Origin of the sequence: Mesorhizobium amorphae (assembly GCF_014843845.1) — a bacterium.
In the GTDB taxonomy this organism is placed as follows: Bacteria; Pseudomonadota; Alphaproteobacteria; order Rhizobiales; family Rhizobiaceae; genus Mesorhizobium; species Mesorhizobium amorphae_A.
Genome location: NZ_JHQS01000007.1, coordinates 192,561 through 207,999, shown reverse-complemented (window position 1 = coordinate 207,999; position 15,439 = coordinate 192,561). Strand labels below are relative to the sequence as shown.

The 15,439-nt window shown below is 63.6% G+C and carries 11 protein-coding genes and 1 pseudogene; 3 read left to right on the top strand and 9 right to left on the bottom strand.

What is annotated here, in order from left to right; translation table 11 throughout:
- Position 1: 1 nt before the first annotated feature.
- The gene (locus DH08_RS03540; protein WP_192177917.1) at positions 2-3,361 is read right to left on the bottom strand and encodes a transglutaminase family protein; all 3,360 of its coding nucleotides are present in this window, start codon (positions 3,359-3,361) and stop codon (positions 2-4) included.
- A 253-nt stretch (positions 3,362-3,614) separates the two neighbouring features.
- Positions 3,615-4,811, bottom strand: coding sequence for an acyl-CoA dehydrogenase (locus tag DH08_RS03535; RefSeq protein WP_192177916.1), 1,197 nt, complete (start codon positions 4,809-4,811; stop codon positions 3,615-3,617).
- 109 nt (positions 4,812-4,920) lie between these two features.
- Between DH08_RS03535 and DH08_RS03530 the strand changes: the two genes are divergently transcribed.
- The 3 genes and pseudogenes from DH08_RS03530 to DH08_RS03520 form a co-directional block, all read left to right on the top strand.
- Positions 4,921-5,814 carry a LysR family transcriptional regulator gene (locus DH08_RS03530; RefSeq protein ID WP_192177915.1) on the top strand — a complete coding sequence of 298 codons (894 nt, stop codon included), beginning with the start codon at positions 4,921-4,923 and terminating at the stop codon, positions 5,812-5,814.
- Between the two features lie 52 nt (positions 5,815-5,866).
- Positions 5,867-6,121: a type II toxin-antitoxin system ParD family antitoxin gene (locus DH08_RS03525; protein WP_192177914.1), complete on the top strand. Its 255-nt coding sequence runs from the start codon at positions 5,867-5,869 to the stop codon at positions 6,119-6,121.
- A 3-nt stretch (positions 6,122-6,124) separates the two neighbouring features.
- Positions 6,125-6,379: pseudogene (locus DH08_RS03520) on the top strand (type II toxin-antitoxin system RelE/ParE family toxin); the annotation flags it as partial.
- A gap of 130 nt (positions 6,380-6,509) precedes the next feature.
- Here the strand turns inward: DH08_RS03520 and DH08_RS03515 are convergent.
- The 7 genes from DH08_RS03515 to DH08_RS03485 all read right to left on the bottom strand — a co-directional run bounded on the left by DH08_RS03515 (position 6,510) and on the right by DH08_RS03485 (position 15,316).
- Positions 6,510-8,825, bottom strand: coding sequence for a Tex family protein (locus DH08_RS03515; RefSeq protein ID WP_192177913.1), 2,316 nt, complete (start codon positions 8,823-8,825; stop codon positions 6,510-6,512).
- 128 nt (positions 8,826-8,953) lie between these two features.
- Positions 8,954-10,132, bottom strand: a complete 1,179-nt coding sequence (locus tag DH08_RS03510) for a serine hydrolase domain-containing protein (protein WP_192177912.1) — start codon at positions 10,130-10,132, stop codon at positions 8,954-8,956.
- Positions 10,133-10,162: 30 nt separating this feature from the next.
- On the bottom strand, positions 10,163-11,359 hold the full coding sequence (locus DH08_RS03505; RefSeq protein ID WP_192177911.1) for a serine hydrolase domain-containing protein: 1,197 nt from the start codon (positions 11,357-11,359) through the stop codon (positions 10,163-10,165).
- A 64-nt stretch (positions 11,360-11,423) separates the two neighbouring features.
- Positions 11,424-12,452 carry an extracellular solute-binding protein gene (locus tag DH08_RS03500; RefSeq protein ID WP_192177910.1) on the bottom strand — a complete coding sequence of 343 codons (1,029 nt, stop codon included), beginning with the start codon at positions 12,450-12,452 and terminating at the stop codon, positions 11,424-11,426.
- 29 nt (positions 12,453-12,481) lie between these two features.
- On the bottom strand, positions 12,482-13,294 hold the full coding sequence (locus DH08_RS03495; protein ID WP_192177909.1) for an ABC transporter permease: 813 nt from the start codon (positions 13,292-13,294) through the stop codon (positions 12,482-12,484).
- On the bottom strand, positions 13,287-14,216 hold the full coding sequence (locus DH08_RS03490; protein ID WP_428338136.1) for an ABC transporter permease: 930 nt from the start codon (positions 14,214-14,216) through the stop codon (positions 13,287-13,289). Before DH08_RS03490 ends, DH08_RS03495 begins: the two co-directional genes overlap by 8 nt.
- The gene (locus DH08_RS03485) at positions 14,216-15,316 is read right to left on the bottom strand and encodes a polyamine ABC transporter ATP-binding protein (protein ID WP_192177908.1); all 1,101 of its coding nucleotides are present in this window, start codon (positions 15,314-15,316) and stop codon (positions 14,216-14,218) included. The genes DH08_RS03490 and DH08_RS03485 overlap by 1 nt, the downstream gene beginning before the upstream one ends.
- Between the last annotated feature and the right edge of the window lie 123 nt (positions 15,317-15,439).

Sequence of the window (15,439 nt, the reverse complement as noted above, 5' to 3'; positions counted from 1 at the left end):
ATCAGAGTCTTGGTGGCCGCCGGAGGTCAAGGGTCATCGGAAAATCTTCAGAGGCTTCTTCGTTGCGCAGCGCGTAGCCGGACGGCGTATGGCCGCGCGGCTCGAAGCGGGCAAGCCGCCGCGCCTCGGCCTCGTTGCCATTGACCGGAAAGGTGTCGTAGCTGCGCCCGCCGGGATGCGCGACATGGTAGACGCAGCCGCCGACCGCGCGGCCCGACCAGCGGTCGTAGATGTCGAAGATCAGCGGCGTGTTGACCGGCAGCGCCGGGTGCAGGCCCGACGCCGGCTGCCAGGCCTTGAAGCGAACGCCGGCCACCGCGATCTCGCGGTTGTCGGTCACCTTCATCGGCACGGTGCGGCCATTGCAGACGATTGCATGGCGCTCAGGGTTGAGGCCTTCGGTCTTGACCTGCAGCCGCTCGACCGAGGAATCGACGAAACGCACGGTGCCGCCGATGGCGCCTTGCTCGCCCATAACGTGCCAGGGCTCCAGCGCCTGCCGCAATTCCAGCTTTATGCCCGCATGCTGGACCTCGCCGCAGAAGGGGAAGCGGAATTCGAGCTGCGCGTTGAACCATTCCGGGCGGAACTCGAAGCCGTTGAGCTTGAGATCGTCGAGCACGTCGAGAAAATCCGCCCAGACATGGTGCGGCAGCATGAAGCGGTCATGCAGCGACGTGCCCCAGCGCACGAAGCGCCCGTCGAGCGGGTTCTTCCACGCGCGGGCAATGATCGCCCTAACAAGCAATTGCTGCGCCAGGCTCATGCGCGCATTGGGCGGCATCTCGAAGCCGCGGAATTCGACCAGGCCGAGACGGCCTGTCGGTCCGTCGGGCGAAAACAATTTGTCGATGCAGATTTCCGAGCGGTGCGTGTTGCCGGTGACGTCGGTCAACAGGTTCCGGAACAGCCGGTCGACCAGCCACGGCAAGGGTGCCGCGCCTTTGTCCGGATGCGGCACCTGCGCCATGGCGATCTCGAGCTCGTAGAGCGAATCGTGGCGCGCCTCGTCGAAGCGCGGCGCCTGGCTGGTCGGGCCGATGAACAGGCCCGAAAACAGATAGGAGAGCGAAGGGTGGCGCTGCCATTGCAGCACCAGGCTCTTCAGCAAATCAGGACGGCGCAGGAACGGGCTGTCGTCAGGCGTCGCACCGCCGACCACGACATGGTTGCCGCCGCCGGTGCCGGTATGGCGGCCGTCGATCATAAATTTGTCGGCGCCAAGCCGCGTCTGCCGCGCCTCCTCGTAGATCGCCGTCGTCGTCGCCACGCAATCCTGCCAGTTCGCGGCCGGATGAATGTTGACTTCGATGACGCCGGGATCGGGCGCCACGCGGATGACGTTGAGGCGCGGATCGTGCGGTGGACCATAACCCTCGATATGCACAGGCAGGCCTAATCCCCTGGCCGCGTTCTCGGCTGCCGCCACCAGTTCGAGATAGTCCTCGAGCGCCTCGACCGGCGGCATGAACACGCAGAGGCGCCCGTCACGCGGCTCGACCGAAAGTGCTGTACGCACCGCGCCGCCGATCTCGGTGATCTCCTGCTCGACGCGGTCCTGCTGGCCGGTTGTCGCCGTGAAGGATACCGCCTGCTGGCGGCGCGCCATCTCGTCGGCGCCTTCGAGCTCGGCCGGCGACTCTGCGGGCAAGATGGCCGCGCGCGCCGGCAGCGGGCCGCGCGGCAGCGACGGGTCGACCGGCACGATGTAGGGGAATTGCGCCGGCGGCACATAGGGCAGCGTGCCGAGCGGCAAGCGGTAGCCGACCGGTGAATCGCCGGGCACCAGGAACAGCCGGCCGCGCCGCGTCTTCCATTTCTCCGAACGCCAGCGCTGCCCGGAAGCCTGGCTGTTCCAGCGCTGCACCGGCAGCACATAGCCCGACGGCTTGGTCAGGCCGCGTTCGAACACGCGCGCCATGCGGCTGCGCTCTTCCGGGTCCTCCAGCTTCGAGTTGGAGGGATCGACATTGTCGGGCAGCTTGCCTTCCTTGAGCAGCCATTCGGCCGGATCCTCATAGGCTTCGCTGACCATCTCCTTGTCGATGCCGAGCTCGCCGGCGATCGCCGTCAGCAGGCTTTCGGCTTGCTGCGGCCCGACCTTTGCGTCGCTCTTTTCGCGCGCGATCAGCGACGGATCGCTCCACACTGGCTCGCCATCGGCGCGCCAGTAGAGCGAGAAGGTCCAGCGCGGCAGGCTTTCGCCCGGATACCATTTGCCCTGGCCATAGTGGAGAAAACCGCCCGGCGCAAAGCGCTCGCGCAGTTTTCGGATCAGCGCATCGGCCTTTTCGCGCTTGGTCGGGCCGACGGCGGCGGTGTTCCATTCGGCCGATTCGAAATCGTCGATCGACACGAAGGTCGGTTCGCCGCCCATGGTCAGCCTGACATCACCGGCCTGGAGCGCGGCATCGACCTTGTTGCCCAGTGCATCCAGTGCCTGCCAGCTTTCGTCCGAGAAAGGCTTGGTGATGCGTGGATGCTCGGCGATGCGGTCGACCCGCATGTCGAAGCCGAATTCGACATTGGCGAAGCTCGCCATGCCGGAGATGGGGGCTGCGTTGCGGAAATGCGGCGTCGCCGCCAGCGGCACATGGCTTTCGCCGGTGAGCAGGCCGGAGGTCGGGTCGAAGCCGATCCAGCCTGCACCCGGAATATAGACCTCGCACCAGGCATGCAGATCGGTGAAGTCGATCGCGGTGCCGGGCGGTCCGTCAAGCGCGACGAGATCAGGCTTGAGCTGGACCAGATAGCCGGACACGAAACGCGCGGCGATGCCAAGGTTCCTCAGGATCTGCACCAGCAGCCAGCTCGAATCCCGGCACGATCCCTTGGCGGCGGCAAGCGTCTCCTCGGGCGAGAAGACGCCGGTTTCCATGCGCACGATGTAGGCGATCTCGCGCTGCAGCCGCGCATTGAGGTCGACGAGGAAATCGACGGTATTCTTGGGGCTGCGGTCGATGGTCTTCAGGAGGGCTGACAGCAGCGGACCCGCCGGCTCCGGCGTCCGGTAGATGGCGAGATCGTCGCGGATCTCTTCCGGATATTCGAACGGAAACGTCTCGGCCGACGGCTCGACGAAGAAATCGAACGGATTGTAGACCGTCATGTCGGCGACGAGGTCGACCTCGATTTTCAGTTCGGTCACCGGCTCCGGGAAGACGAAACGGGCGAGGAAATTGCCGTAGGGGTCCTGCTGCAGATTGACGAAATGGTTCTTTGGCTCGACCTTCAGCGAATGGCTCAAGACCTTGGTGCGGGAATGCGGCGCCGGCTGCAGTCTGATGACCTGCGGGCCGAGAACCACCGGCCGGTCGTATTTGTAGTGGGTCAGGTGGTAGACGGCTGCCAGAATTGCCATGGGGCCCCGGAGATCGGCGTTTCAAACGAATTCGCCGAACCCTGACACATCTGGCGGTCATTCTCCAAGCAGAGATGTTGCGCTGCACCTAATTTAAGCAGCGTTGCCGGCTAAGCTGTGTTGAGATTCAGGTCAGGCCGAGCCGAAAATGGTGACTTCCGAGAACCGGAGCGGAGCGTACTCAAGTACGTGAGCACCGGAAGCGCAGGAAGTTGCCGTTTGCAGGCCGGCATCACCTGAATATCTACCCAGCTTAGAAAAACGCCTGGATACCCGTCTGAGCCCTACCGAGGATCAGCGCATGCACGTCATGCGTGCCCTCATAGGTGTTGACCGTCTCCAGGTTCTGCGCGTGGCGCATGACGTGGTAACCGATCTGGATGCCGTTGCCGCCATGCATGTCGCGGGCCTGGCGGGCGATGTCGAGCGCCTTGCCGCAATTGTTGCGCTTGACGATCGAGATCATCTCGGGCGCCAACTTGCCTTCGTCCATCAGCCGGCCGACGCGCAGCGAGCCCTGCAAGCCCAGCGCGATTTCGGTCTGCATGTCGGCGAGCTTCTTCTGGAACAACTGCGTGCCGGCCAGCGGCTTGCCGAACTGCTTGCGGTCGAGGCCGTATTGGCGGGCCCGGTGCCAGCAATCCTCGGCCGCGCCCATGGCGCCCCAGGAGATGCCGTAACGCGCCCGGTTGAGGCATCCGAATGGACCGCCGAGGCCCTTGGCATTGGGCAGCAATGCGTCCTCGCCGACCTCGACGCCTTCCATCACCACTTCGCCGGTGATCGAGGCCCTCAGGCTGAGCTTGCCGCCGATCTTCGGCGCCGACAGTCCCTTCATGCCCTTCTCCAGCACGAAACCGCGAATCTCGTCCTTGCCGTTCTCGCCCTTTAACTTCGCCCAGACGACGAACACGTCGGCGATCGGCGCGTTGGAGATCCACATTTTCGAGCCGCTGAGCTTGTAGCCGTTCGCCGTCTTTTCGGCCCGCGTCTTCATGCCGCCCGGATCGGAGCCGGCATCCGGCTCGGTCAGGCCGAAGCAGCCGATCCATTCGCCCGAGGCCAGCTTCGGCAGATATTTCTTGCGCTGTTCCTCCGAGCCATAGGCATGGATCGGATACATGACCAGCGACGACTGCACGCTCATCATCGAGCGGTAGCCCGAATCGACGCGCTCGACTTCACGTGCCACCAGCCCGTAGGTCACATAGTTGGCGCCAAGGCCGCCATATTCTTCCGGAATGGTGATACCGAGCAGGCCCGCCTCGCCCATCTCGCGGAAGATGCCGGCATCGGTCTTCTCCTCGAGGTAGGCCTCCTCGATCCGCGGCGCGAGCTTGTCGGCGGCAAAGGCCGCGGCACCGTCGCGCACCATGCGCTCGTCTTCCGAAAGCTGGTTCTCAATCAGGAAAGGGTCTTCCCAGACGAACGCGTTCTTGTCGGCGGCCATGGCCTCGGTCTCTCCCAAACGGAAATCTTGAATGCCGGGCTTATCCGCCTCCGCCTCGAAAAAATCAAACGAAATTGCATCACCGATCAATGAGCGATAGTAATGGATCATGAACGTCCAGCGACGCCTTTTGCCCAACATCAGCGCCCTTGCCGCTTTCGAGGCGGTGGCGCGCCTCGGCTCTTTCACCGCCGCCGCGCGCGAACTCGACCTGACCCAGGGCGCCGTTAGCCGGCAGATAGGGCTTTTGGAAGAGCAGTTCGGCCGCCGGTTGTTCGAGCGTGACAGCCGCAATGTCAGGCTGTCGACCGCAGGCGAAATCTACGCCGAAGCAGTGCGTTCAGCCCTAGGCCAGTTGCGCGACGCAGCTCTTGGATTGATGAGCAATCGGCATAGTGGTATCCTGAACCTGGCCATATTGCCGACCTTCGGCACCCGTTGGCTGATGCCGCTGATCCCGGATTTCGTCGAAAACAACCCCGACATCACCATCAACTTCGTTACCCGCATCGGCCGTTTCGACTTCGCCCGGGAAAGGCTGGATGCCGCCATCCATTACGGCCTGCCCGACTGGCCGGACGCCGACTCCACGCTGCTGATGCGCGAGACGGTGGCGCCAGTCGTGTCGCCCGAATTCCTGGCCGGCCGCGAGATCGCCACCGCTGCCGACATCGGCCGTCTGCCGCTGCTCCACATGGCGACCCGCCCCGGCGCCTGGACCGAATGGTTCGAGCATCAGGGGCTGAGCGCGCCGACAGGGCCCGGCATGCAGTTCGAACAATTCGGCACCGCCGCCCAGGCCTGCATGGCCGGGCTTGGCGTGGCGCTGCTGCCGCAGATCCTGATATCAGGCGAATTGCAGCGCGGCCAGCTCGTGCCGGCGCCGGGCCGGCCGATGCAAAGCCGCAGCGCTTATTATCTCGTCGTCCCGCACGACAAGCGCGGCCATCCGCCGGTTGCCAGTTTTCGTGACTGGCTGCTCACGCATGTCGCACAGATTTGACTTGGCCAGCTTATCAAAAATTGGTAACTTTGGATAAACTGAGAGGAAACCCATGCCTGCAAGCTACAGCATCGGCACCCATTATGAGACATTGGTGCGCGAGTTGGTGGAGAGCGGCCGTTATGCCAGCGCCAGCGAAGTCGTGCGCGATAGCCTGCGCCTACTGGAAGAGCGCGAAGAGCAGCGCGAGGCAAAGCTTGCGGCGTTGCGCGAGGGTATTCGCAAGGGGGTGGAAAGTGGCCCAGGCATCCCTGCCGACCAAGTGTTTGAACGGCTGGAAGCAAAGTACAGCAGCAGAAAGTCGTAATTGGTGGCGCTCATATTTGCGCCCGCCGCTTCGCAGGACCTTGAAGAGATTGGCGATTACATCCATGCCGAAAATCCGGCAGCGGCTGGACGCTTCATAGCCGCGCTCAGGGTCCGTTGCGGCCGGATTGCAGACACACCGCGTGGTGGCGCTCCCCGCCCCGCCCTATGGCCCGGCCTGCGCTCCATCGCATTTCAGCGCTACGTGATTTCCTACACTGCCAACGGCGATGAGGTGCGTATTGAGCGCATTTTGCATAGTGCCCGCGACATCCCGACAATTCTTGAGGGAGGAGAACCCGCCTCCGCTTATCTGTCCTTTGGACTGGACACTCAAAGCAACATGAATCCCATCGGACGCGGAGGTGCTTGGGATCTGTCGCAGATAACTACTTCCGCTTCAATGCATCCGCCAATGCCGCACCGAATGCGCCTTGCTGCGCCGGCCGCTCAGGTTGGCGCTGCGGTGTCGGCGAACGTGGCGCCGGCTTGCCGCCGGTGTCGCGCGGCCCCTTCGATGCGCCACCGTCGCCGTCCTTGCGCATGGAGAGAGCAATGCGCTTGCGCTTGATGTCGACGTCGACGACGCGCACCTTGACCACGTCGCCGGCCTTGACCACCTCATGCGCATCCTTGACGAAGCGGTCCGCCAGTTGCGAGACGTGCACCAAGCCGTCCTGATGCACGCCGATATCGACGAAAGCGCCGAAGGCCGCGACATTGGTGACGGTGCCTTCGAGCAGCATGCCGGGCTTCAGATCCTTGATGTCGTCGACGCCGTCGGCGAAGGTCGCGGTCTTGAAGCCGGGGCGCGGGTCGCGACCGGGCTTTTCCAGCTCCGCCAATATGTCACGCACCGTCGGCAGGCCGAACCGCTCGTCGACGAAGACACGCGGATCGAGCGCCTTGAGCGCGGCACTGTCACCCATCAGCGCGCGCAGGTCGCGGCCGCAGGCAGCGACGATCTTCTTCGCCACGCCATAGGCTTCCGGATGCACGGAGGAAGCATCGAGCGGCTCGCTGCCGTTCGGGATGCGCAGGAAGCCGGCGCATTGCTCGAAGGCGCGCGGTCCAAGGCGGGAGACTTTGAGCAGATCCTTGCGGCTGGCGAAGGGGCCGGTGGCGTCGCGATGCGCGACGATGGCGTCGGCAAGCGACGCGCCAAGGCCGGAAACCCGCGCCAGCAGCGGCGCCGACGCCGTGTTGAGGTCGACGCCGACGGCATTGACCGCATCCTCGACCACCGCTTCCAGCGAGCGGCCGAGCCGGTATTGGTCGACATCGTGCTGGTACTGGCCGACGCCGATCGACTTTGGTTCGATCTTGACCAGTTCGGCCAGCGGATCCTGCAGGCGCCGCGCGATCGACACCGCGCCGCGCAGCGACACGTCGAGGCCGGGAAATTCCGCCGCCGCTGTCGCCGACGCGGAATAGACCGAGGCGCCGGCTTCGCTGACGATCACTTTGAGCGGTTTGGGACCGCTGTCGGCCGGCAGATCCGACAGCATGTCGGCGACCAGCTTTTCGGTCTCGCGGCTGCCAGTGCCGTTGCCGATCGAAATCAGCTCGACTTTGTGCAGCCGAACGAGCTTCGCCAGCTCGGCCTGCGTGCCGCGCACATCGTTCCTGGGCGGGAACGGATAGACCGTCGTCGTCGCCACCAGCTTGCCGGTGCCGTCGACTACCGCCACCTTGACGCCGGTGCGGATGCCCGGATCGAGCCCCATCGTCGGCCGCGACCCGGCCGGTGCTGCAAGCAGCAAGTCCTTCAGATTTCGGGCAAAGACGTGGATCGCGTCTTCCTCGGCCCGCTCGCGCAGATCGCGCATCAGATCGAGTGTCAGGTGCAGCGACAGTTTGATCCGCCAGGTCCAACCCGCCACCTCCATCAGCCAGCGATCCCCCGGCAGGCTGCCGCCGATGGCATAGGCATTCGCGACCATCCGCTCGACCGGCTTCACCGGCGACGCATCGTCGGCGTCGACTTCGATATCGAGCGACAGCACCTCCTCGTTGCGGCCGCGCAGCATGGCGAGAGCGCGATGGCTCGGCACGTTGGCCCAGCGCTCGACATGGTCGAAATAGTCGGAGAATTTCGCGCCGGCCTCCTGCTTGCCATCGACCACCCTGGCGCGCAGGAAGGCGCGCTCCTTCATGTAGGCTCGCAATTTGCCGACCAGATCGGCGTTCTCGGCGAACTGTTCCGACAGGATGTCGCGCGCGCCGTCGAGCGCCGCCTTGGCGTCGGCCACGTCTTCGGTGACATAGGCGAGCGCCAGTTCGGCGGGCACCGCCGAGCGGTCGGCAAGAATGGCTTCGGCCAGCGGCCCCAGCCCACGCTCCCTGGCGATCTCGGCCTTGGTGCGGCGCTTGGGCTTGTAAGGCAGGTAGATGTCCTCGAGCTCGGCCTTGGTGGAGGCAGCCGTGATCTTTTGCTCAAGCTCCTCGGTCAATTTGCCTTGCTCGCGGATCGAACCGAGTATGGTGTCACGGCGGGCGTCGAGCTCGCGCAGATAGGCAAGCCGCTCGGCAAGGTCGCGCAACTGCGTGTCGTCCAACCCGCCGGTGACCTCCTTGCGGTAGCGCGCCACGAACGGCACCGTCGCGCCCTCGTCCAGCAGGCCGATCGCCGCCGCTGCTTGCTCTGGCCGCGCGCCGATCTCGACCGCGATGATTGCCGCGATGCGCTTGATGTCGGATGCCATGCTGTGTCTCATGCCTTGTCGAAAAGAGCGGCGACCATAGGCCGGGATGTCCGCCCCGCCAACCGCGCTGTTTTCAGCCAGCCGGCGGGTCCACAGGAAAGCGTGCTGCGAGCGGGGCGCGGAACGCCTCAGACCATCCGGCTCAGCGCCTCGAAAAAGGCGACGGCCGCGACATCGAGTTGGTCGTCGACCGGCACCGGCTGCGACGACATCTTTGCGATCACCACTTCCGTCTTGGGATTGACGTAGAGCCACTGGCCATGGATGCCGATGCAGCAGAAGGCGCCGCTTTGCGCCCCTGTCTGGTACCATTTGTTGCGGTAACGTCCCTGCGGAAACAGGAAGGCCATCGTGCCGCGCTGCCAGGCTTCGGAACTGCCGCCTGTTTCGACCGTGTCGCGCACCCAGGCCTCCGGCACGATGCGGCGGCCATTGGCCGTGCCGCCCTGCCGCATCATCTCGCCGACACGCGCCAGATCGCGCGGCGTCACCGAAATACCGCCGGCCGTGCGCGCCGTGCCTTCCATGTCGACCGTAATCGAGGCTTCGCTCGCCGCACCGAGCGGCAGCCACAACTTCTCGCGCAGCAGATCGGTCAGTCGCTGGCCGGAGGCGCGCTCGACCAGCATGCCGAGCAGGTCGGAATTGGGCGAGCGATAGCGGAAGGTCTGGCCATGTGGTTCGGCCAGCCGCTGCAGCGTCAGGATGAATTCGCGCAGGCTTTCCGTGCCGCCGCCCGGGTTCCAAAGCGTGGCGCGGCGATAGCGGGCAAAGGCGCTTTCCGGATCGAGATAGGCCTCTTCGAAGTCGAGGCTGACACTCATGTCGAGCACATGCCGGACGCTCGCATCGCCATAGGCCGATCCCTTGGCTTCCGCAATGTAGCTGATGACAGGTGCTTCCGGGTCGAACACCCCCTCGCCTTCCAATATGCCGGCGAGAATGGCGGTGAACGACTTGCTGATCGAGAAGATGATGTGGCGTCCGCCGAAATCCATATGCGGCGCGAACCAGTCGCCGACGATCGTACCGGCCTTCATGATCGTCAGCGCGTCGGTGTCGGAACGCGCGAGGAAGGCGGCCACCGTTTCCGGGCCATTCGCCAGGCTGACTTTTTCGCCAAGCAGACTTCCGAGTTCTTGCCGAGGCGGCTCTGTGCCGCTTGACGCCGCGACAGGCGCGCTTGGCACCAGCTCGCCGACATTCTGGAACGACCAGCGGTTGAACGGGTTTTCGCGCCAGTTGGAAAGCAGCACCGCACGGCGGGCAAAGCCATATCTGGTCTCGAACGCGGTCTTGCCGGTCATGGCATTCCTTCCGGCTCTTTTTCCTGGAGATTAGGCGAGCGCCGCGGCGATGGCGTGCACGGCCTTCAGCGTCGCCACCGAATAGGCGATGTTGGTGAAATCCGGATAGGTCGACAGCTTCACCACCACCGTCCTCGTGTCCCAGTCGATATGGATCATCTGCCCGAACACCCCTCGGCACATCAGCGCGCGCGAGCGCGGGTCCTCGATCCAGAACTGGTTGCGATAGCTGCCTTCCGGCAGGCTGGGATTGAAATCCGGCGCATGCTTGCCATTGCGCGTCGCCTCGATCCAGTCGGCCGGCACGACGCCGCCGCCATGGTCGAGGATCAGCTGACCGAAGCGGCCATAGTCGCGCAGCGTCGCGTTGAAGCCACCGTCGGCCACCGCGTAGCCGGCGCTGTCGACGGTGAAGCAGGCGCTCTCGTCCGCGCCGAGCTTTTGCCAAAGCTCTTCGGAAACCAGTTGCGGCAGCCGCTTGCAGGTCACCCGTTCCATGATGAAGGCGAGCACGTCGGTTTCGATCGAGCGGTACTCGAAGGCCTCGCCGTGCGGCCGGGTCTTCTCCTTCAGTCCCAGAATCAGCTCGAACATATGCGACGGCCATTGGAACGCCGGATCGCTGTCCGGCGGAACCGGTTTCCAGCCGCCCGCGACATCGACCTGGCCGATGTCGGAATAGGGATCGGTGTATTCCTCGGAAAAGCGCACGCCTGTGGTCATGTCGAGCACATGCTGCACGCTGGCGCCCGCCCAGCCGGTCCCGCTCAGTTCCGGAAGGTAGCTGGTTGCCGGCGCCGCCGGGTCGATCAGCCCGCGCCCGACCAGTATGCCGAACACCGAAGCCGTAACCGACTTCGCCATCGACTGCGACAGGTGCAGCGTCCGCTCGTCCATGCCGTTGAAATAGCGCTCATAGGCGACCTTGCCGTCCTTGAGCACGAGGAAACCGTCCGTATAGGTCTCGTCGAGCAGCCCGGCGAGTGTCGTTGCCAAGCCGGTGCTGTCCTCCACCGGCAGCGCGTCGAGATCGACCTCGGCCAGTTCGAGCCGGCGGCGATGGCCGTGACCGCGCCAGACCTCGGCGGTCGGCAGGAATTCGCGGATGTGCTGGAACGCCCAGCGGTTCCAAGGGCCCCTATCCCAATCGAGCTTCGGCGGCACCATCTGCGGCGGCGAGCCCTGCATGATCGGCGGCCGCGGATCGGAGTTGCGGTAGGATGTCATCGAGCCTCCCGGAAGCGAAGAAGGGAGGCCAAAAGCCCCCCTTCCATTGGCTTCTAGACCGAACCTATTTGCGCAGGTTGGTCCAGATCTTGTTGTAAATCTCGACCACCTCGGGCGGGCATGGCGGGACGAATTCCGCCGCAGGCGCACCAGCCGGCGGGTTGAGTTCCGGCGAGGCCGCGAAATCGGCGGGAAGGAATTTGTGGCTGCCGACAATGCCGTTATCGTAGCCGGCGAATTCCGAGATCAGCGCCGCATTCTCCGGAGCCATGATGAAATCCTGGAACAGCTTGGCATTCTCGAGGTTCTTGGCGCCCTTCAGCACCGCCACATTGTCCATCCAGCCTTCGATGCCTTCCTTCGGATAGGCATATTTGATCGCCGGGACCTTTTGGCGCGCGCGATAGGTGGCGCCATTCCACGCTTGCGTGACGATGACGTCGCCGGAGGTGATCTTGGTGATCGTGTCATAGCTGAAGGTCTTCCACGACGGCTTGGCCGCCATCAGGACGTCGTTGACCTTCTTGAGGTCGGCCTTGTCTGCGCCGCAGCGTGGCACGCCGGCATAGCGCTCGGCCGCATGCATGACGGTGTTGACGTCGTCGAGCATGTTGATCTGGCCCTTCAACTCGTCCGGCGGGTCGAACAGGATCGCCAGCGTGTCGATGTCGCCCTTGAACTTGTCGGTGTTGACTTCGAACGTCGTCGTGCCGAACTGCCACGGCGCGGTGTAGTGACGACCGCTGTCCCAGTAGATGTCGAGGAAGCGCGGGTCGATGTTCTTGCCGTTCGGCATCGCATTGGGCTCGGTCTTTTCGAGCAGGCCCTCGTCGATCATGATCTTCACGGTGTAGTCCGACGGCACCACGATGTCGTAGCCGGAATTGCCGGCGCGTACCTTCGACAACATGGTTTCGTTGGAATCGTAGTCGTCCAGCGTGACCTTGACGTTGTACTGTTTCTCGAACTTTTCGATCAGCTTGGGATTGGTGTAGTCACCCCAATTGTAGATGTGCAGCTCGCCGTCGGCGAGCGCGGGCACTGCCCACAACAGCACTGCCGTCGAAACGGCCGCCATCAGTTTCCTAGACATTTTGTTCTCCTTTGCCTTCCCATTATTATTCATTTGGCGCGCCGGCGCGCGATCAGGAACGATACCGAGACGAAGAGGATCGAGACCAGCAGCAGGATGGTGGAGATGGCATTGATCTCCGGCGTCATCGGCCGCCTGATCTGGTTCCAGATGTAGAGCGGCAGCGTCGTCTGGCCGGGACCGGCGACGAGCTGCGTGATGGTGAAATCGTCGAAGGACACGATGAAGGCGAGCGCGGCACCCGACATGATACCGGGGACGAGCAAGGGCAGCGTTATGCGGCGGAACGCATGCCACGGCGTGGCGTAGAGATCGGCCGCGGCGGCCTCGAGAGTCAGGTCCATGTCCTCGAGACGCGCCCTGATCGGCATATAGGCGAAAGGAATGCAAAAGACGGTGTGGGCGAGGATCAGATTGCCAATGCCGAAATTCAACCCGAAGGCCCCGGCGATCAGGGCGAAGAAGGACAAGGTCGCTACCGCCGTGATGATCTCGGGGACCATCAGCGGCAGGTTTATCACCATGAAGGCGGCCGGAAGCCCGCGCCACGGTTTCACCCTTGTCATGCCGATCGCCGCCAGTGTTGCGACGATCGTCGAAATGATGGTCGCGCTCGTCGAGATGATCAGCGTGTTCTGGGCGGCGCGGTGGAATTCCTCGTTGAGCAGCGCACTGCCGTACCAGCCGAACCCGACACCCTCCCAATGGGTGACGAGCGAACCCGTGTTGAACGAAAAGATCATCAGGATCAGGATCGGCACGTAAAGCACGCACAGGCAAAGGATGGCGATCGAGCGGAAGCCCGGCTGGTCCTTGATGTCGATGGTGCGGGGGTCAGCCATGCTGGATCTTCCCCGACGTGTTGCGGACGTAGAAATAGAGCGCGACCAGCACCGCGGCCATCAGGATCAGCGCCTGGGCGCAGCCAAGCGGCCAGTTGCGTCCGGAGCCGAACTGCTGGGCGATGAGATCGCCGATCATCAAATGGATGCCGCCGCCAAGGATCAGCGGCGTCACATAGGCGCCGAGGGCCGGAATGAAGACCAGCAGGCAGCCGGCGATGATGCCGGGCAGCGACAGCGGAATGATTACCCGCCAGAGAACCTGCCGCCGCGTCGCGTAGAGGTCGTTCGCGGCCTCGACCAGCCTGAAATCCAGCTTTTCCAGGCTGGAATAGAGCGGCAGGATCATGAACGGCAGGAACGAGTAGAGCAGGCCGAGCTGGATGGCGAAGTTGGTGTAGAGCATGGTGATCGGCTTCTCGATCAAACCAAGTCCCATCAGCGCATTGTTGATGAGGCCCTCGTCGCGGATGATGAACATGATCGCCAGCGTACGCACAAGAAGGTTCGACCAGAACGGAATGGTGATCAAAAGCACCCACCAGTTGCGCTGCGCCGGCGGCCGCGTCGCCATGAAATAGGCGGTCGGAAAACCAAGCAGCAGGCAGATCACCGTCGTCACCACGGCATACAGAAACGAGCGCAGGTAGATGATCAGGAAGTCCGGCGTGAACTGCAGGGTGTCGTCGAAAATATCGCGCTGGAACAGGAAGTTCAGATAGGCGTCGGTCGAGAACTTCCATTGCACGCCACCGTAGGGTGCAGCCTGGAGAAACGAATAGACGAAGATTATCAGCAGCGGCAGCACGCCGAAAATGCCGATGATGACCAAAGCCGGCAGCGCAAGCAGACGGTTGCGCCAGCTGGTGGCCTTTTCCGCCTGGGCTTCGAACATCGCAGCTTTTGAAAGGGTGATCGACATCAGTCCCTCAAGATCCGGGCGCCGTCGTCCTCGAACACGATGCCCACCTTGGCGCCTGGCGCGAATGCCACCGCGCCGGACCGGCTGTTCTGGTGGCGCACGATGAAGTTGTCACCGCCGTCGAGCTTGACGTGGTAGTGGGTGTCGGTGCCGAAATAGACGACATTGGCCAAAATTCCCGCGACCGTACCCTTGGCTGCATCGACGATCAGATCCGCATGCTCGGGCCGCACCACGACCGTCACGGCGCCGGAAGGATCGAAACCTTCGGGGAACCCGGCCGCAACCGTTGCGTCGGAGGCAAGCTTTACCGTCGCGACGCCGGATTTCTTCGACACCACGGTGCCCTTGAGGAAGTTGGTCTCGCCGATGAAGTCGGCGACGAAACGCTCGGCCGGACGGTCATAGATGTCGCGCGGCGCGCCGACCTGCAGGATCTTGCCCGACGACATCACCGCGATGCGGTCGGACATGGTCAGCGCTTCCTCCTGGTCGTGGGTGACGAAGATGAAGGTGATGCCGGTCTCGTGCTGCAGCCGCTTCAGCTCGATCTGCATTTCCTTGCGCAGCTTGTAGTCGAGGGCCGACAAAGGCTCGTCGAGCAGCAGCACTTTCGGCTGCGGCGCGAGTGCCCGCGCGAGTGCCACGCGCTGCTGCTGGCCGCCGGAGATCTGGCTGGTGCGGCGACCGGCGAGGGCCTCCATCTTGACCAGCTTCAGCATCTGGGCGACGCGGGCCTGGATCTCGGCTTTCGGCTTGCCCAGCATCTCCAGGCCGAAACCGATATTCTGCGCCACCGTCATATGCGGGAACAGCGCATAGGACTGGAACACGGTGTTGACCGGCCGCTTGAACGGCGGCAGCGGTGCGATGTCCTCGCCGTAGAGCAGGATCTCGCCTTCGCTCGGAAAGTCGAAGCCGGCGATCAGCCTCAGAAGCGTCGTCTTTCCGCAGCCGGACGGCCCAAGCAGCGTGAAGAACTCATTTTCGCGGATGGCAACGGAGACGGTGTCCAGCGCGGCGACTTGCGCCTCTCCGGTGCCGAACACCTTGCGGACGCCACGCACCTCGATTGCATTCTTACCCGGTTGTTCCGGCACGATTACCCCATTGAGAAAGCCTGCTCTTGGCGGCAGGTTTTGTTCCGGTTTAATTGTCATCACAAGCCAATCGGCTTGGCAACTGTAGAGCTGGACCTTGATCTAAAAGGCAATTCCCATGCC